This window comes from Nocardioides sp., assembly GCF_050246775.1.
GTDB lineage: Bacteria > Actinomycetota > Actinomycetes > Propionibacteriales > Nocardioidaceae > Nocardioides.
Genome location: NZ_JBFWVK010000009.1, coordinates 38,885 through 55,604, shown reverse-complemented (window position 1 = coordinate 55,604; position 16,720 = coordinate 38,885). Strand labels below are relative to the sequence as shown.

General features: G+C 67.4%; 20 protein-coding genes. 13 read left to right on the top strand and 7 right to left on the bottom strand.

Features of this window, described 5'->3' with window-relative positions:
• From AB7I40_RS22995 to AB7I40_RS22955, 9 genes are all read left to right on the top strand, one after another.
• A partial coding sequence (locus tag AB7I40_RS22995) for a TadE/TadG family type IV pilus assembly protein (protein ID WP_428347432.1) occupies positions 1-428 on the top strand: 428 nt, incomplete at its 5' end.
• Complete coding sequence (locus tag AB7I40_RS22990) at positions 425-850, top strand: TadE/TadG family type IV pilus assembly protein (protein ID WP_428347433.1); 426 nt, start codon at positions 425-427, stop codon at positions 848-850. The genes AB7I40_RS22995 and AB7I40_RS22990, both read left to right, overlap by 4 nt.
• Positions 847-3,969, top strand: a complete 3,123-nt coding sequence (locus AB7I40_RS22985; RefSeq protein WP_428347435.1) for a LysM peptidoglycan-binding domain-containing protein — start codon at positions 847-849, stop codon at positions 3,967-3,969. Before AB7I40_RS22990 ends, AB7I40_RS22985 begins: the two co-directional genes overlap by 4 nt.
• 142 nt (positions 3,970-4,111) lie before the next feature.
• Positions 4,112-5,017 carry a bifunctional DNA primase/polymerase gene (locus tag AB7I40_RS22980; protein WP_428348139.1) on the top strand — a complete coding sequence of 302 codons (906 nt, stop codon included), beginning with the start codon at positions 4,112-4,114 and terminating at the stop codon, positions 5,015-5,017.
• A complete protein-coding gene (locus AB7I40_RS22975; protein ID WP_428347436.1) occupies positions 5,014-5,376 on the top strand; it encodes a hypothetical protein in 363 nt (120 codons plus the stop codon). Before AB7I40_RS22980 ends, AB7I40_RS22975 begins: the two co-directional genes overlap by 4 nt.
• Positions 5,373-6,215 carry a serine/arginine repetitive matrix protein 2 gene (locus AB7I40_RS22970; protein ID WP_428347437.1) on the top strand — a complete coding sequence of 281 codons (843 nt, stop codon included), beginning with the start codon at positions 5,373-5,375 and terminating at the stop codon, positions 6,213-6,215. The genes AB7I40_RS22975 and AB7I40_RS22970 overlap by 4 nt, the downstream gene beginning before the upstream one ends.
• Positions 6,208-7,203, top strand: coding sequence for a ParB N-terminal domain-containing protein (locus tag AB7I40_RS22965; protein ID WP_428347438.1), 996 nt, complete (start codon positions 6,208-6,210; stop codon positions 7,201-7,203). Before AB7I40_RS22970 ends, AB7I40_RS22965 begins: the two co-directional genes overlap by 8 nt.
• 77 nt (positions 7,204-7,280) lie before the next feature.
• On the top strand, positions 7,281-7,967 hold the full coding sequence (locus AB7I40_RS22960; RefSeq protein ID WP_428347439.1) for a hypothetical protein: 687 nt from the start codon (positions 7,281-7,283) through the stop codon (positions 7,965-7,967).
• Between the two features lie 10 nt (positions 7,968-7,977).
• Complete coding sequence (locus AB7I40_RS22955) at positions 7,978-9,585, top strand: M23 family metallopeptidase (protein ID WP_428347440.1); 1,608 nt, start codon at positions 7,978-7,980, stop codon at positions 9,583-9,585.
• 94 nt (positions 9,586-9,679) lie between these two features.
• On the opposite strand, the gene AB7I40_RS22950 is transcribed toward AB7I40_RS22955, so the two are convergent.
• The 5 genes from AB7I40_RS22950 to AB7I40_RS22930 form a co-directional block, all read right to left on the bottom strand.
• Positions 9,680-10,030: a hypothetical protein gene (locus tag AB7I40_RS22950; protein WP_428348138.1), complete on the bottom strand. Its 351-nt coding sequence runs from the start codon at positions 10,028-10,030 to the stop codon at positions 9,680-9,682.
• Between the two features lie 104 nt (positions 10,031-10,134).
• Positions 10,135-10,470 carry a YnfA family protein gene (locus tag AB7I40_RS22945; RefSeq protein WP_428347442.1) on the bottom strand — a complete coding sequence of 112 codons (336 nt, stop codon included), beginning with the start codon at positions 10,468-10,470 and terminating at the stop codon, positions 10,135-10,137.
• 12 nt (positions 10,471-10,482) lie between these two features.
• On the bottom strand, positions 10,483-10,752 hold the full coding sequence (locus AB7I40_RS22940; protein WP_428348137.1) for a hypothetical protein: 270 nt from the start codon (positions 10,750-10,752) through the stop codon (positions 10,483-10,485).
• An 8-nt stretch (positions 10,753-10,760) separates the two neighbouring features.
• Positions 10,761-11,192, bottom strand: a complete 432-nt coding sequence (locus tag AB7I40_RS22935; protein ID WP_428347443.1) for a MerR family transcriptional regulator — start codon at positions 11,190-11,192, stop codon at positions 10,761-10,763.
• Positions 11,189-11,542, bottom strand: coding sequence for a hypothetical protein (locus AB7I40_RS22930; RefSeq protein ID WP_428347444.1), 354 nt, complete (start codon positions 11,540-11,542; stop codon positions 11,189-11,191). Before AB7I40_RS22930 ends, AB7I40_RS22935 begins: the two co-directional genes overlap by 4 nt.
• Positions 11,543-11,638: 96 nt before the next feature.
• On the opposite strand from AB7I40_RS22930, the gene AB7I40_RS22925 reads away from it, so the two are divergent.
• Genes AB7I40_RS22925 through AB7I40_RS22910 form a run of 4 tightly spaced genes read left to right on the top strand, consistent with a single transcriptional unit; the run spans position 11,639 to position 15,129 of the window.
• Entirely contained in the window at positions 11,639-11,929 is a 291-nt protein-coding gene (locus tag AB7I40_RS22925) for a DUF6112 family protein (RefSeq protein ID WP_428347445.1), read from the top strand.
• A gap of 54 nt (positions 11,930-11,983) precedes the next feature.
• A complete protein-coding gene (locus tag AB7I40_RS22920) occupies positions 11,984-12,301 on the top strand; it encodes a DUF6112 family protein (protein WP_428347446.1) in 318 nt (105 codons plus the stop codon).
• A gap of 39 nt (positions 12,302-12,340) precedes the next feature.
• Positions 12,341-13,663: a conjugal transfer protein TrbL gene (locus tag AB7I40_RS22915; protein WP_428347447.1), complete on the top strand. Its 1,323-nt coding sequence runs from the start codon at positions 12,341-12,343 to the stop codon at positions 13,661-13,663.
• A complete protein-coding gene (locus tag AB7I40_RS22910; RefSeq protein WP_428347448.1) occupies positions 13,663-15,129 on the top strand; it encodes an SCO6880 family protein in 1,467 nt (488 codons plus the stop codon). Before AB7I40_RS22915 ends, AB7I40_RS22910 begins: the two co-directional genes overlap by 1 nt.
• Positions 15,130-15,220: 91 nt before the next feature.
• Here AB7I40_RS22910 and AB7I40_RS22905 read toward each other — a convergent pair whose 3' ends face one another.
• Both AB7I40_RS22905 and AB7I40_RS22900 read right to left on the bottom strand, forming a co-directional pair.
• Positions 15,221-16,327, bottom strand: coding sequence for a cation diffusion facilitator family transporter (locus tag AB7I40_RS22905; protein WP_428347449.1), 1,107 nt, complete (start codon positions 16,325-16,327; stop codon positions 15,221-15,223).
• Positions 16,324-16,713: an ArsR/SmtB family transcription factor gene (locus tag AB7I40_RS22900; protein ID WP_428347450.1), complete on the bottom strand. Its 390-nt coding sequence runs from the start codon at positions 16,711-16,713 to the stop codon at positions 16,324-16,326. The genes AB7I40_RS22905 and AB7I40_RS22900 overlap by 4 nt, the downstream gene beginning before the upstream one ends.
• Between the last annotated feature and the right edge of the window lie 7 nt (positions 16,714-16,720).

Genomic DNA, 16,720 nt, shown 5'->3' with positions numbered 1-16,720 from the left:
CCATGACCATTCACGACCAACGTGGGTCGGCCTCGATCGAGGCCACGATCGGTCTGCCCGCGTTCGTGCTGTTCGTCGGGCTGATCATCTTCGGAGGGCGGACCTCCGTAGCCCACCAAGCGGTCGAGTCCGCGTCCGCCGACGCAGCCCGCTCAGCCTCCATCGCCCGTACCAGCACCGATGCCAAGCACGACGCTCAACAGGCCGCACACCTCAGTCTCGCGAACCAGGACGTCCACTGCCTGAGGATCGACGTCATCATCGACGCCAGCGACTTCACCAAGCCCATCGGCCACCCCGCCACGGTCAGCGTGACAGTTGAATGTGTCCTCGATCTCGCCGATCTGTCGGTGCCGGGGATTCCTGGCACTCGGGTGATTCGCTCCACGACCTCCAGCCCGCTCGACTCGTGGCGGGAGCGCGCATGATCGTGAGGCTACGAGACGAACACGGTTCGATCAGCCTGTGGCTGGTCACCGCCAGCTTCGTGATGATCGTGCTCGTGGGTCTCGCTGTCGACCTCGGCGGGCAGGTGCACGCCCAACAACGGGCACACGACGTCGCGGCAGAGGCTGCCAGGGCCGGTGGCCAACAGGTCCAGGCGGCGCCTGCCGTCGAGGGCCACTACCTCGCGATCGACACCGCAGCCGCCCGGGCCGCAGCTCAGGACTACCTCGCCGCCGCGAATGTCGAAGGCAGCGTCACCATCACCGGTGGCGACACGATCACAGTCGACGTCACCGACACCTACTCCCCCACGTTCCTCAACTTCATCGGAGTCGGTGATCTCACGGTGACCGGGGAAGCCTCGGCACGACTCATCCGCAGCCTCGGAGGGACCGAACGATGAGCAACCTGCGCCAACGACTCCGCGGCCTCGCCGCCACGATCGCGATCCTGCTGCTCGTTGGCGGCACCCCCGTGCTGCTCGTCGCCATCCGTGCGACGCCCTGGCACCAGGATCTCGGGGATCTCGGCGACCTGCTGACCAGCCCCGACGACGGCACCCTCGTCATGGTCATGATCGCCGTCGTCGCCTGGGCGGCGTGGGCCGTCATGGCGCTCTCTGTGCTGTTCGCTGCGACCGCGCAGGTCCGTGGCATCTCGGCACCGAAATTGCCAGGGCTGGCAATCCCTCAGGGTGTGGCCGGGCGGCTCGTCGCGATGGCTGCGTTACTCTTCGTCGCCGTGCCGGCGGTGACGGCTGCGTTCCCAGCGCCGCCGGCGCACTCCATCGCTGCGCCGCCTGTAGACGCGCCCCAGAAGAGCGCTCCAGCGGTGGCTCTCGCTCAAACCCCCATCCAGGCAGCGCCGGCAGCACCCGTCGTCGATGCCCTGATGGCGGACGAAGACACGATCGACTACACCGTCAAACGCGGCGACAGCCTATGGAAGATCGCCGACCGCCTGCTCGGAGACGGCGCCAGATATGTCGAGATCGTCGACCTGAACGCCGACGTCCTCGGCGGACACCCGGACTTCATCACCGCCGGAACCGTCCTACGGGTGCCGCACACCGTCGAACCCCACGCGGGCGACCAGCCGTCCGAGACCTACGTGGTCGAACCGGGCGACACCCTGTCGGAGATTGCCCTCGACGAACTGGGCGACCCGATGCGCTACCCGGAGATCTACGAGGCATCCCGCGACACCGTCCAAAACGACGGCACCCACCTGGAGGACCCCGATGTCATCCGCCCCGGCTGGAAACTGACGATCCCCGGCACAGCCCCACGTGAGCCCATCGAGCCCGTCGAGGCCGTCCCTGACCCGCCGTCACACCGGAGCGAGGGCGCGACACACCCGGCGGCACCGACACCTGGACACACGCGTGAGCCGACCGCCGAGCCCTACGACGGCGCCGAGCCCACCCAGGTTGCTGGCGTCGACGACGCTGCCAACCCAACTGACGACGTCACTCCCGGTTGGCTGTTGCCAGGACTCACCGGTGCAGGTGCGCTGCTGGCCGGAGCCCTCCTGCTCGCCCTGCGGCGCCACCGCAGCACCCAGCTCCGCTTCCGGCGCCCCGGTCACATCATCGCTCCCCCACCACCGGAGCTCCGAGCCGTCGAGAAAACCACGCAGTTGGCCGGCGCGGTCATGGCCCCCAGACTGGAAGCGCTCGACGCTGCCCTGCGCTGGCTCGCAACAGTCATGTCCACGCTACCCGCCGTCACCAGTGTGGAGCTCACCCCGGACACCCTGATCCTGCATCTCGCCCAGGACTCAGCCCTGCCCGCACCCTGGGAGGGCAACGAGAAGACGTGGTCGCTTGCTCTGGATGCCGCCATCCCCACCGACCTCGACCAGTTCGCGCCGTACCCGCTGCTGGTCACCGTCGGACAAAGCGTCGACCAACACCTGTGGCTCCTCAACCTGGAACACCTCGGCGTCGTCAGCGTCACCGGCGACCCCGAGAACGCTGAAGCAATCGGGCGGTACGTCGCGGCCGAGTTGGCCCTCAACCCCTGGTCGGACCTGGTCGACGTCGACATCCTCGGGCTCGGAGCAGAGCTCGCCACTATCGCGCCGGTGCGCCTCCACCACCACAGCGATGGTGACCTCACGTTCCTCGACCGCCTCGCTCGCCACCTGACCAGCGGCCCCAGACTCCCCGGACACGACCCCGAGCAGTTCCATGCCGTCGTCTCCGCGAACGGTGTGGGTGGAAGAACACCGGTGCGACAGATCGTCAAGATCATCAGGGCTCACCCCGGAAGGCCAGGGGCAGCGGTCATCGCCGTCAACAGCACGCCCGAGCCTGGCGACGTCATCCTCGAGGTCACCCCGGATAGCAGGCTTCGCGTCAGCAGCCTCAACCTCGACGTCACCGCGGCCGGCCTCACCGCGGAAGAAGCGGCCGTCTGCGCGGCGATCGTCGAGGTCACCCGCGACGCCGAGAACGCACCGATGCCGGTTGACGACACAGCGGAAGAGGGATGGCGCCGCCGGACCGACGTCGCGGGCGCCCTGCGCACCGCACTGGTCGAACCACGCCCCGACGGCCCAGCCGGCGAGGGCTCGCTCCTACCTCTTCCCGCGATGCAGTACGCCGACGCCGCCCCGACAACCGCCCAAGACATCGAAGCCCTGGCCCCCGTTGCAGCACCCGAGACGCGCACCAGTGCCGAGGCCGCTGATCCCACCCTGGATCAAGACATCGCACTCTGGCTCGCTCCCGAGTGCCCCCTCCCGAAGCTCGTGCTCCTCGGACCGGTCCGCGCCCGAGCCCACGGGGACGTCTCCGGCATCGCCAAGCGCAAGCCCTTCTACACCGAGCTCCTCGCCTACCTGGCCTTGCATCCGGCCGGGACGACCAGCTCCGAGATTGCTGACGCCATGTCAATCACCACCAAGCGCGCCTACGTCGACCTCAAGATGCTCCGCTCCTGGTTGGGCACCAACCCGCGAACCGGCGTTGACCACCTCCCGAGCGCCAAGCAGTCGCGGGCGGCAATTGAGCGCGGGACGCCCTCCTATCAGGTCGACGACGTCCTGGTCGATCTCGACCTGTTCCGACGCCTGCGAATGCGAGCACAATCCCGAGGGGCCGCCGGCCTCAAAGACCTACAGACGGCACTTCGACTGGTGACCGGCGAGCCCTTCACCCAACTGCGCCCCGTCGGCTGGACCTGGCTCCTCGAAGGCGAACGCCTCGACCATGTGATGGGCTGCGCAGTCGTCGACGTCGCTCACATCCTCACTACCCATGCCCTGAGCGTCGGGGACCTTGACCTCGCTAGGTTTTCGGCCGAAACGGCGTACCGCGCAGCTCCCTACGACGAAACCAGCCGACTCGATCTCGTTGAGGTCGCCGCCGTCACCGGGCACGCCGATCTCGCCGAGCGTCAGCTGATCGACGGCGTCTTCAACCGCAGCGACGACGACCTCGGCCCCGTGGATCTGCCACCCCGGACGGCCACGGTGGTCCGTCAACGTGGCTGGGATCGTCGCCCGTCGCGACGATAGAACCGTCAAATTGTCGGTAGTCCGGGCGAACTCAACCTTTCGGGGGAAGGTGCCCTGACCTGCGAAAACACGGTCCTTCCCCCTGTTCGCAGCGACATCGGGGGAAGCCCCAGGGTAAGGACGCTCGGGCAATCTGACCGCCATGAGCAGCCGGACAGAAACCACAACGCGGTCGGTGGCTACGGCGATGCTTCGAGCGGCCGGGGCACCCGACACCTCGACCGCGGCACAGACCTTGGCACGCTCTGGAGTTCCAGTCTTTCCGTGCTTTCCGGGCGGCAAACAGCCGCTCACAACACGCGGCTTTCACGACGCCACAGCTGACCCCGCACAGGTCGTTGGGTGGTGGCGGCGGTGGCCGGACGCCAACCTCGCGGTACCGACCGGGGCCGTGTCCGGGATCGACGTCGTCGACGTTGATGTCCACCCCGGCGGCAACGGCTTCCCCGCGTTCGAGCAGGCCCGGTCTGCCGGATTCGTCGCAGGCTGGGCATGGCTGGTGCGCACTCCATCGTTCGGCATCCACGCCTATTTCCTGCGAGCCTCGGCAACCGAGCAAAGGTCGTGGCAGGTGCCGGGTAAGCATGTCGACTTCCGCGGCGACGGTGGCTACATCGTCGTACCGCCCTCAACGGTCAACCAGGCCGATGGCATTCGACACAGCTACGAGCTCATCGCCGTGGCGAAGCACCAACCGCACCCGGTCGACGCAGCCGGGCTCCGGGCCTTCCTCGATCCACCCCGGCCAACGCGGCCACCCGCCTTCGTACACACCGCCGGTGCCCGCCCGGACCGCCTCGCCGCCTGGGTGGCCTCGCGACCCGAAGGCGCCCGCAACCACGGCCTGTTCTGGGCGGCCTGTCGGATGGCTGAAGACGGTCACAACCTCGACGTCACCTCTGACCTGCTCGGAGATGCGGCTCGCTCGACGGGACTGACCCGGCGTGAGGTCCAGACGACGATCCAGTCGGCGTACCGAAGGGTCACACGGGTCAGCCCAACACCTGCCGGCGGCCCTACCCGGGCGGTTGAGGCGGTGCGACGGTGAACACCAACGAGCCCTACCACCGCCTGGGCGAACGCAGCCTCGGCGAGGCACCCCCGCTCCCCGAGCACACTGCGGAGGTCGCAGCCCTCGCCATCCACCGCGACCCCTCCCAGCCAGCTCCCCACGCCGGCCCCGAGCCGACTCTGGCGAAACCCACCGTGGCGTGGGTGCGCCCGACCGATCTCCCCGGGTTCCTGGGCGCCCCGCTGACGCGTCGAGGCATCGACCTGCAAGCCGAGCTGACCCGCCGCGCCCGCCAGGCACCAGCCCGCGCAGGACACCGCATCACGCGCTCAGCGATCGCCCGCCCGGACACTCCAACCTCCGCCGCCACGACCCGAGAGGGACTTGGACTATGACCACCCAGCCGACCTTCGTCGAATCCGAGGGGTTGCGAAACCTCTTGACTCACCTCCACTCATCGGGTCCGGAGGCCTGGAGCCGCGCACCTGAGGCCACCGACCTGGTGACCTACGCGATGGACAAGTACGGCGCCCTGGCCCGCAAGCACGGGCAGGAGCCGGCGGATGCCGCTGTCGCCGCGTTCGAGGTGATGCTCACCCGAGCTGCCCGCGATGCGCTCGACCCCTGGGCCGTCATCACCCGGGCGGTGCAGTTGACGTTGACCTACGACGCACGCGCGAACGGTCTTCTGTGCTCCACAGGTCGCGCCAGGCGTGCAGAGAGCGCGGGCTTCCACGACGCCGAGCGTTTCAGCGAGCGCGAGACCCCCGTCTACGAGTACCACCCGGCCTTCACTGTTCCTGCCGAGTCCGAGTCGTACGACGGCGACCCGTTGCCGGAGAGTGATGCGCCGACCAACGCCCTGGTCGCGCTCGACCGCGCAGTGTCGGTCTTCATGCGACAAGGCTGGCCGGAGGAGACGGCACGATCTGGCGTCGAGTACATCTGCAGCCGCTTGATGCGGACCGGGTCCCGGCTCGCGGCCTTCGAGTACCTGCGCCGCGACCGCCACGCCCGAGCGCTCTTCGACCTCGACCAGCGCTGCTGGCTCGCGATGCTCCGTGCCGTACTTGGCAACCAGCACCCGGATCGAGCCCACACCAGCGCCGGCCGCGGGCTCCTGCTCCTGCTGGTGATCGGCTACGACGTCGAGGACGTCCTGGAGATCGCAAGCATCACCCGACCGATCACGCGGGGCGTCCGCGCACTGGAGGACGGGCACACCCATGGCTGACATCAACGGTCACATCGAGCTCGAGAGAAGCATCGACTCGATCATCATCGGAGTCCGTCACCGCAAGGAACTCGGCGACCTCGTCCCGTTGATGACATCGATCCAGGAACGCGGCCTGCTGCAACCGATCACGATCACCCCCGACGGCGTTCTGGTCTGCGGCCGGCGGCGACTGGAGGCCGTCAAACTCCTCGGGTGGCGCACGTTGAAGGTCTGGGTGCGGTCCGGCATCTCTGACAACCTGTCGCGGCTCCTCTCCGAGCAGGACGAGAACGCGCTGCGCAAGCCGCTGACACCGACCGAGGAGTCGGCGCTGTTCGAGGAACTCAAGGAACTGTTGGCCGAAGACGCCGCCCGTCGCCAGGAGGCGTCACGCTTCGGCTCCAGCCCGACTGTGGGTGGAGAGAACGGTGGTGCGGACTCCGCACCACCGTCGCCGCTCGGCAAGGCCCGCAACAACGCGGCGAAGCTCGTCACCGGCAAGGCCTCGCATCAACGCCTCGAACAGATCAACACGATCAAGCGGACCGCCGCCGACCCCACAGTTGCAGCGGTAGTGCGCGACCTGGCGGGCACCGAACTCCGGGCCATCGATGACGGCGCCGACGTGGCTCCCGCCTTCCATCGCATCAAGGCGGCGATCGAGCTGACCGGGGGCCAACTCAACGCCGCCCCACTCTCCCGCGACGAACTCGAAGCCCTCGCCGCCGAAGCCCTGGCGCGCGTGAAACAGGAACGAGCCCGCGGCGGCGGAAGGATCCGGCCGCCCCACCCCGACCACCAGCCCTCACAGCGCTCACTTCGGGCCTTCATCCTCACCTGGAGTGACCTCGACGGCTGGTCGAAGCACCACGACGCGACGGAGGTTGGGCAGCAGCTCTCCGAAAGCGACTGGGCCACGTTCGAGCGAGTGCTGGCCGAAACCGAGGTGTTTGCGGACGCAGCCCGTCGCGCTCGGCAACGGATCCCACAGCCCGCCAGCGCCTGAGCCCGGTTCCAATGCCGCCGGTGCCGGGGATCCACCTGTGACGTGACCGAGTCTCCGCGACCAAAGGACACGCACTGATGTTCCGTTCCTCCGCTCGTGACGGCGGCCTCCGCCAGCGCCGCATCCTGGTCGCGGCCGCCGCCCTCACCGCCCTGCTCATCGCTGCAGGCCTCTACGCCGCCCTTGCACACGACCCTTCTCCATCGGCCACCCAGCCGGCTCCTCAGCCCGACACGGTGGACCCGCTCCCAGCCGAGGAGGACGAATCCCCGGCCGGCGGACTACCGGCGCTGCCACCGACCGACGATCCGGAGGCCTTCGCTCGCATGGCGGCGTCCGCGGTCTTCGAATGGGACACCGCCGCTGCGGTGCCGCTGTCCGAGTACGTCGCACGGCTGGTCGCCGTCGCTGACCCCACTGGCGAGTCCGCCCCCGGGCTCGTCGCCGACCTCAGCACCTACCTGCCCACGTCGGCGGCCTGGACCGACCTTCGCCGCTACTCAACCCGCCAGTGGCTGACCATCACGTCGTCTCAGGTGCCAACTTTGTGGTCACAGGCCAAGGCCGAGGCGGGACCGAACGGGCTGCTCCCCGGCACGGTGGCCTACACGATCGAGGGCGCCCGACACCGAACTGGAGACTGGGAGGGCGAGCCCGTCGCGACAGAACACGAGGTCGCGTTCACGGTGTTTGCGGTCTGCCGTCCCTCGTACCCCCGTTGCTATCTGCTGCGGCTCTCACGTCTCGACGAGCCCCTGAGCTGAGCGGGCAGCGGTGGGCAAGGCAGTAGCCACGGCCCTGGTCCTAGGACTGTTCTTCGGGCCTGCCTCGTGTCTGGTCGGGATGGCTGTCCTGCTCAACCCCGCAGCGCAGGCTTCCTGCCTGCCGACAAGCCGGCTGAACGTTGGTGCCATCCCCGCCAGCCTCAGCGTGACGACAAGCGACGGAACAACCCTGACCCTGAACCGGCGGCAACTGACGCACGCCGCGACGATCATCGCGACCGGCGGGCGCACGCGGGGTGTGGGACGCGACGGTGTGGTCATCGCGCTGATGGCCGCACTCACCGAGTCGAGTCTTCGGATGCTCTCCAACACCAGCGCCTACCCGGAGTCGGCGAACTACCCCCACGACGGCAACGGCGGCGACCGCGACTCCCTTGGCCTCTTCCAGATGAGGCCGAGCGCCGGCTGGGGCACGATCGCCGACCTCATGGACCCCGCCTACCAAGCTCGCGCTTTCTTCGGAGGCCTGACCAGCCCGAACCACGGGTCACCCCGAGGCCTGCTCGACATTCCGGGTTGGCAGCAGTTGTCACCGGGCGCCGCAGCTCAAGCCGTCGAGGGCTCGGCGTACCCCGACCGGTACGCCAGGTTCGAGCGCGTCGCCGCCCAGACCGTCGACGCGCTGACACGCACCGCGTCGACCAGCGCGAGCGCTAGTTCGGTGGTCCCAGAGACCGGACGCGTCGTCTTCCCGCTGCCAGCCGGGACGTGGGTGCGGACGAGTGGCTTCGGGATGCGCGTCCACCCGGTCACTGGCGAGTCCAAGCTGCACACGGGCGTCGACCTCGCCGCTCCCAGCGGCACACACATACTCGCGGCAGCCGATGGTCGTGTGTCCTTCGCCGGACCCGCCCCGGGCTACGGCCACCTCATCCTGATCGAGCACACCGTCGCCCGACGGCGAGTCGCGACCGGCTATGCGCACATGTACGCCGAGGGCATCCGCGTCAAAGCCGGCGACACCGTCACCGCGGGGCAGTACATCGGCGACGTCGGGATGGACGGCTATGCCACCGGGCCTCATCTGCACTTCGAGGTTCGCCCGGGCAGAGCCGATGCTGCACCCGTTGACCCAGAGGAGTGGCTGACCTCGAACGGCGCGTCCGACGTCGAGAGCAGAACCGAACGGAGCGCCGCAGGCTGCGGCAACGCCGGCGGCCCAGCGAGCTCCTACGCTGGCGACGACCCCAACCACCTCATCGACGACCCGACCACCGATGGCCAGATCACCGAGCGCACCGCGAGCGTGCTCGCCCAGGTGCAGAAGAACTTCCCCGACTCGCGTTGGGGGTGCTGGTCGCCGCGCGCAGGCCAGCAATCAGAGCATCCCCTCGGTCGCGCGTGCGACGGCACTTTCGGCAACTCGATCGGCACGGCGGCCAGCGGTCCCGCGCTCGACCTCGGCTGGAAGATCTGCAACTGGCTGAAGGTCAATGCCGTGACCCTCGGCGTCGAGTACCTCATCTGGCAGGGCCACATCTGGTCGGTTGCACGCAACTCCGAAGGCTGGCGCCCCTACGACGGCGGAGGGATGCACGACCCCAACAGCGTGACCGGCGGTCACTATGACCACCTGCACTTCACGGTGGTCGGGTAGTGCCGGAAGTCTGCATCAGCCGCGTGACTCAAGGCTTCGAGGCAAGCGCGAAGCGGTCGTTCTCAACAGGCCCTCAGTCGTCACTGGGATCGGCTTAGGCGCCACGGCGTCGACGCAGTTCTAGAAACAGTGCACCGAGCACGAAAGCTGTCCCGACGACGAGTGATCCCAGCCCGATGACTTGCCATGCGTCGGAAGCGAAGGTGCCGAAACAGCTACCGCCCGGCTCCAGTGCGTCCAAGCACACAGTGGCCTGTGACGATTTGACGTAGCCGCCGATCCAGATCATTGCCAGACCCGTCATGGCCAGGCCGACTGTCCAGCGGATTCCGAACACGAAGACTCCTAACCCGGCCATTCTCGGCAAGCCGGCCTCGGCGAGACTCGAACTATCCATCAGACGGTGCGCGTCGAATGGGCGGTTCCACAGATGCGAGCGTTCCACGCGCTGATCAGCGTAAGCGTGCGCTTGGTCGCGTCGATTTCGTCCGCTGCGATCGTCAATCGCTGGCGTAGCTGATCGCCCGCACGCGCGGTTTGCCGGAACCATCATGCGTCCCTGGGCCCGTACATGATCACCGCGACGCCGACAAGGCAAACAGCGGCTCCGACAAGGTCGTAGCGGTCGGGTTTGAACCCGTCGGCGACCATGCCCCAAAGCAGGGACCCGGCAACGAAAACACCGCCGTACGCAGCAAGGATGCGCCCGAAATTGGCGTCGGGCTGCAGCGTCGCGACGAAGCCGTAGACGCCGAGGGCGATGATGCCCCCGCCGATCCACACCAAGCCTCGATGCTCGCGGACGCCTTGCCAGACCAGCCAGGCACCGCCGATCTCGGCGACAGCGGCGGCGATGAAGAGCGCGATCGAGCGCAGCGTGTCCACCACAAGATCCTCTCAGAGAGCCTCGTCAGGTCGGCGCAACGAGACCTCGACAGCCACGGGACCTGCAACAGTTGAACAATCCCCGGCACGGCGGCGGCGCCGCTGGTTCCACACCGCCAGGAGCGCCCCGACTGCCACCACGATGGCGAAAACTGTCCCGGCGAAAACGAGGGTCGCGGCCGTTGCGGCAACCCCCGCCACACCGAGCAGCGTCAGGATGGGTGCCGCGCAGCAGACCGCGCATGCTGCAGCACCCATGCCGAAGAGATGGCGATCCTTCATGGAGAAGCTCACAAGGGGCTCGATTCTGGGCGGGTGCTGAGCTCGACGAACGGCAGCGGGCAACACTCCGAGGCGGCGCACTGGGCGAGATCGTCGCAGCCGGCGTCCCGGGCAGCGATCAGGGTGTCGCGAATCAGATTGAGGTCCGCGATCTTCTGATCGACCTCGGCGACCTTTGCCTCGGCTCGTGCTTGTAGCCCGCCGCCGTGGCCATGGCGCCCGACCTCCAACAAGTCGACGACTTCGGCGAGGGTGAACCCCAGGCCTTGCGCGACCTTGATCACCCGCAACGTCGTCACGGTCTCGTCGGGGTAGAGCCGGTGTCCGCCAAGACTGCGATCCGGCGCAGGGATGATGCCACGCCGCTCGTAGTAGCGAAGCGTCTCTACGTTGACGCCGACCGCAGCGGCGACCTGTCCCGAGCGCTTGCCAGAAGTCACGAGACTCGCCCGACCCGCGATGACGCGCTCGCTGCGAGCGCGGCTAGAACTGGTTCATGCTCGGGCTCAGTTGAGACGACCATGCCGATCTTGCCCTCGGTGATGGTGAGATTGAAGGTGAAGAACGAGCAGCAGGCCGTCTCCCGAGCCGCCAGACCCGCGGCGCGGGCGGCGACGTCTGGGACTGCGCGGAGTTCCAGTCTCAAGATCCCGGCGGCAGGCTGCTCGACGCTGATGACATCCTGGGTGAACAGGTCATCAAACTGTGCCCGCCGGACCGGCTGTTCCATCGTTGGCAACGTGCATGTGGCCGGGACCCAGCCGTCGTCGACCATCAGGTTCTCACTCATGGATCGACTGTAAACCCGTACCTGGGTACGGGATGCAACACCCTGAGGCTTCCAATCCGAACAGACGGTTCGGTGAGTCGGCTGCACCTACCGGACATGACCAGAGTCCACGCTCAGCTCACTGCGGTCGGCCCCAACTTCGGTGCCGTCGGTGGATCCAGCGATCTGCGCCAGATCGTGGGGGCGCTACTCACCTACGGGCTTCTGACCGCCGTACTCATGGTGGTCGTCTGTGCTGCGACCTGGGCGGTCGCCTCGTCCAACGGAACCTGGAACACCGCCAGCAAAGCCAAGACCGGTCTGCTCGTGGCCCTCGGCGGCGCGGTCTTCATCGGTTGCGCACTCGCGTGGACCAACTGGCTCCTCGACCTGGGCTCGTCCCTCTGACCCGGCGCACCAGGACTGCAACCCTCCCTTCGATCGACCAAATAGGAGTCCCTCGTGTTCAGAGTTCTTCCGACCTACCGGATCGACGGCCGGCTGCCGTACGACATCAACATCAACCCGAACTCAAACGGATTACCCGGCATTAGCCAGCTCCGCGACATCGTCGGGGCGTCCATGACGGTCGGACTCATCCTGGCCGTCCTCGCCCTCGTCATCGCTGCAATCGTGTGGGCCCTCGGCTCCAACTCCTCGAACCCCCACCTCGCTGGCCGCGGCAAGCTCGGTGTCCTCGTCGCGCTCGGCGCAGCGATAGTCACCGGCGCCTCAGTGGCGCTCGTGAATTTCTTCTGGAACGTCGGCCAAGCCGTCTGAACTCGCCTCCCACCAGGACTACGAGAGAGGTCGAGCACCATGGCCGACGTATGCGACATCCCCGTGATCTCCGGAGTCTGCGACACCGCCGGCGATGCCGCCGCGAGCCTTGTGACGGCACCGTTCGACTGGCTTGCCCAAGCGATGGGTGGTGCAGCTCAGTGGATGTTCGAGTCGGTCTGGGAGGTTTTCGACACCACGACCATGGTCGACATCACGAGCGCGCACTACACGCGGGTCTACAACATCGTGTTCGGCGTCGCCGTATTCGTGATGGTCGGGTTCTTCATGCTCCAGGTCATCGGCGGCATGATCCGAAGAGAACCCGCAGCGCTCTCGCGAGCAGCACTCGGCCTGGCAAAATCGATACTCGGCTCGTTCGTAGCGATCACGTTGCTCGCCACCGCACTGGAGATCACCGATCAACTGACCATCGGGATCGTCCACGCCGCGGGCACGAACATGCAGGAGATGGGTGATCGGATCGCCCTCCTGGCAGGAGGCCTCGGCAGCCTGAACCTCGCCGCCCCGGGTGCGGCGGCGATCCTTACCATCTTCCTCGCCGGGCTGGCGATCGGTGCGGCAGTCATCGTGTGGATCAGTCTGCTGGTCCGCAAAGCCCTGCTCTTGATCGCGATCGTGTTCGCACCGATCGCATTGGCCGGGTCGACCTGGGACCAAACCCGCGGCTGGGCCGGCAAATGGGCGACCTTCGTCATCGCACTCATCGTCTCCAAGGTCGTCCTGGTCGTGATCTTCCTCCTCGCCACGGCACAGGTGTCCGCGCCGATCGACTCCGACCTTCAGTCGGTCAGCGATCCGATCGCGGGAGTCGTGCTGATGTTGATGGCCGGGTTCGCCCCCTATCTGACCTACAAGGCGATCAGCTTTATGGGCTTTGACATGTACCACGCGATGTCGGCCGAGCAAGAGGCCAAGTCCGCACTCAATCGACCACTACCGATCCCGGTGGGAGGACGACCAGGCAGTGTGCCGAAGGTCCTCGGTGGCGACTCCCCTCCTGGGTCCGGATCGGGCGGTTCTGCTGGCTCGGGAACGCCACCGACGCCCACAGCCGCTGGGAGCGCGGGTGGCGCGTCGGCTGCTGGCGGTGGCGGGGCGACCGCCGGGGCCGGGGCAGGGGCGAGTGTAGGAGCTAGCGCAGCGGCCGGCCCCGTAGCCGCCGCAGCGGTGATAGCGAAGGTAGCCGCGACTGCCGGACCTCGACTGGCGAACTTCGTCGGCGCCCAGGCAGGGCAACAGTCGGAAGCGGCGCACGAACCTTCGGCGCCCAACGGCGCCTCGCCGCGAGTTGCCGACCCGACTCCGCCCGTACTAGCGCGCTCGTCGGAGCAATCCTGATGTCGAAGACTGCCTCGGCGGGGCGCGAGCATGAGCTGCATCCGGTGAAGTTCTCGCGGCTCGCCCGCAGGGGGATACTCCTCGGCCTCTCCGTCGCTCAACTCGTCGCAGTCGGCATCGCAGCGGCCACTCTCGTCTTCGCGCTCTACCTGGGCGGCGGCATGGTCCTCGCCTACGCACTCCCACTGATCCTGACCTGTGCCGCACTCGCATGGGTTGGTGTCGGTGGCCGCAAGCTCATCGACTGGTTGCCCATCGTGGCCCGGGGGGGATGGCGATCGAGCACAGGGCAACTCATGTTCCGTCGCCGCATCGTCAAACCCCGGCCCGCCGGGACCCTCGCCCTGCCCGGCGACGCCGCACGACTCAGGCAATGGCTCGACCCCGTGACCGGCGCCGTCATGGTTCACGACCCCCACCAAGCGACGCTGACCGCCGTTGTCGCTGTCTCACACCCGGCGTTCATCCTTCTCGACCCGATAGATCAAGAACGTCGCGTCGTCAGCTGGGGACGGGTGCTGTCCACCGCCTGTCGCTCCGGCCGAATCGCGTCGCTACAGGTGATGGAAAGAACGCTGCCGGACTCAGGAAAGGGCTTGACCGACTGGTGGTCGGCGCACGGCAACCACGACAACACCTGGACTTCGACGACGTACGCCGAACTCATAGACCGAGCCGGGCCCGCAGGTGAGCGCCACGCCAGCACCATCTCGCTGGCCCTCAACATGAAGACCGCGGCGCGAGCTATCCGTGCGGCAGGAGGAGGCAACCGCGGCGCAGCCGAGGTACTGCGCCAAGAGATGACGACGATCACCGCCGCGCTCAGAGCCGCGGACCTCGCACCATCCGATTGGCTGGCACCCGGCGACCTCGCGATCATGCTCCGCGGCGCCTACGACCCCGTTGTCGCGTCAGCCCTCGAACGCCACGGTGACCTCGGCCGTGACTTGGCCACCGCAGGCCCGGTTGCTGTAACCGAGACCTGGTCCAGCCTGCGCAGCGACTCCGCTCACCACTGCGTCCTCTGGATCAGCGAGTGGCCCAGGTCGCTGGTGTTCCCCGGCTTCCTCGCCCCCGTGCTCCTCTCATCCGGCGTACGCCGAACGTTCTCGATGCTCTACACCCCGATGCGCACCGACCAAGCCTCACGGGACATCCGCAAGAAGAAGACCGAGTACATCTCCGACGCCGCCCAGCGCCAGCGCATCGGGCAGATCGAGGACGCCCAGCAGAGCGCCGAGTTCCAAGACGTCCTCCAGCAGGAAGCCGACCTCACAGCAGGTCACGGCATCCTCCGCGCGACTGGACTGATCGTTATAAGCTCTCCCGATCAGGACGAGTTGGAACGCGCCGTAGCCGCCATCGAACAGGCCGCGATCCAGGCCTCCTGCGAGACCCGGCGACTGTGGGGGCAGCAAGCCCAAGCCTTCACGGCTGCCGCCCTGCCGCTCTGCCGCGCGGTATGAAGCCTCGTTCTGGCTCATTCTCTCCGATGGGGCGCGTGCCCCGGATTGCGCACGGCGCCAATTCAAGGTTGGAAACCCGGTAGTAGACGAATCAGTGCTCGATGGGATTTAGATCGCTCAGCCAGGTCGCGTGTCGCGGCGCAGTGTGGTGCTCCAGCATCTCGTGATGGTGGTCGTCGGTGTTCGCGTGCGGGCTCACGTGCACGGTCGCTCCCACCAGCTTGGGTATGGCGTGCAGCAATCGGTGGTGAGCTTCGGTGGCGATCTGGTGGGCGGACACCAGGCCGAGCTCCTCGTCCACGGCGATGCCGGCCTCGGCGCGCAGGCGGTGTCCGATCCAGCGGATCCGGAGTTCTTCGACGGCCTTCACGCCGGGGGTGGCGGCGAGGGTTTCGACAGCGGTGGAAGAGACTTCCGGGTCGACGGCATCCATGAGGCGGCGGTAGATGTCGGTGGCCGCGGTGCGTAGGACGAGCAGGATGGCCACGGTGATGAGGAGGCCGACGATGGGGTCGGCGAGGGGGAAGCCGAGCAGCACTCCTATCGCACCGGCGAAGACAGCCAGGGAGGTGAAGCCGTCGGTGCGGGCGTGGAGGCCGTCGGCCACCAAGGCGGCGGAGCCGATCCGACGCCCGACGCGGATGCGGTAGATCGCCACGAGTTCGTTGCCGGCGAAGCCGATGAGCCCGGCGGCGGCAACGACCCATGGGGAGGTGACCGGGCGGGGGTCGATCAGCCGGGAGATCGACTCGTAGCCGGCAACGACCGCCGACAGCCCGATCATGGCGACGATGAAGATTCCTGCCAGGTCCTCGGCGCGCCCGTAGCCGTAGGTGTAGGAACGTGTCGGGGCACGGCGGGAAAGGACGAAAGCGATCCACAGCGGAATCGCAGTGAGCGCATCGGAGAAGTTGTGGATGGTGTCGGCCAGCAGCGCGACCGAGCCGGTAAGGACGACTAGGAGAGCCTGCACCACGGCAGTCACGCCGAGCACCATCAGGCTGATCTTGACCGCCCGAATGCCCTCTTGGCTTGATTCAAGGGCGTCGTCCACAGAGTCGGCTGCGTCGTGGCTGTGCGGCTTGAACAGCGATTCCAGGAAGCCTCGGATTCCGCTCGCATGTTCATGATGCTGTTCAGCGTCGTGTGTGTGCCCGTGTCCGTCGTGGTCGTGGTCGTGGCCAGAGTGCCGCGTCATTGCCTCACCCCAACGCCTCGAGCGGAGACCTCGGTGTCTTGGTGGTGTTCAGGGGTGCCCGGGCCCGCGTGCTCCGCGTTGTAGACCGCGTCGCTGATCAGCTGGCGCACGTGGTCGTTGGTCAGCCGGTAGAACACCTGGTTGGCCTGCTTGCGAGTGCTGACCAGCCTCGCCATCCTCAGTTTCGCGAGGTGCTGGGACACCGCGGTTTGCGGTTTGGCGACTGCTTCCGCGAGCTGGTTCACCGGCGCCTCGCCGGCCAGCAGCACCCACAGCAGCTTCACCCGGGTCGCGTCCGCCAGCATCCGGAAGACCTCGACAGCCAGGTCGACCTGCTCCTCCGCAGGAAGAGCAGGTCGACCCTTATTCGGCTTGTATGCGCACATGCGTAGA

Bases quoted from the DNA above. Each gene is read 5' to 3' on its own strand.
- AB7I40_RS22905 (WP_428347449.1), bottom strand. From the start codon at position 16,327: ATGACGCGGCACTCTGGCCACGACCACGACCACGACGGACACGGGCAC.
- AB7I40_RS22960 (WP_428347439.1), top strand. From the start codon at position 7,281: ATGTTCCGTTCCTCCGCTCGTGACGGCGGCCTCCGCCAGCGCCGCATC.
- AB7I40_RS22910 (WP_428347448.1), top strand. From the start codon at position 13,663: ATGTCGAAGACTGCCTCGGCGGGGCGCGAGCATGAGCTGCATCCGGTG.
- AB7I40_RS22970 (WP_428347437.1), top strand. From the start codon at position 5,373: ATGACCACCCAGCCGACCTTCGTCGAATCCGAGGGGTTGCGAAACCTC.
- AB7I40_RS22990 (WP_428347433.1), top strand. From the start codon at position 425: ATGATCGTGAGGCTACGAGACGAACACGGTTCGATCAGCCTGTGGCTG.
- AB7I40_RS22930 (WP_428347444.1), bottom strand. From the start codon at position 11,542: ATGAGTGAGAACCTGATGGTCGACGACGGCTGGGTCCCGGCCACATGC.
- AB7I40_RS22915 (WP_428347447.1), top strand. From the start codon at position 12,341: ATGGCCGACGTATGCGACATCCCCGTGATCTCCGGAGTCTGCGACACC.
- AB7I40_RS22965 (WP_428347438.1), top strand. From the start codon at position 6,208: ATGGCTGACATCAACGGTCACATCGAGCTCGAGAGAAGCATCGACTCG.
- AB7I40_RS22940 (WP_428348137.1), bottom strand. From the start codon at position 10,752: ATGAAGGATCGCCATCTCTTCGGCATGGGTGCTGCAGCATGCGCGGTC.
- AB7I40_RS22925 (WP_428347445.1), top strand. From the start codon at position 11,639: ATGACCAGAGTCCACGCTCAGCTCACTGCGGTCGGCCCCAACTTCGGT.
- AB7I40_RS22900 (WP_428347450.1), bottom strand. From the start codon at position 16,713: ATGTGCGCATACAAGCCGAATAAGGGTCGACCTGCTCTTCCTGCGGAG.
- AB7I40_RS22985 (WP_428347435.1), top strand. From the start codon at position 847: ATGAGCAACCTGCGCCAACGACTCCGCGGCCTCGCCGCCACGATCGCG.
- AB7I40_RS22980 (WP_428348139.1), top strand. From the start codon at position 4,112: ATGAGCAGCCGGACAGAAACCACAACGCGGTCGGTGGCTACGGCGATG.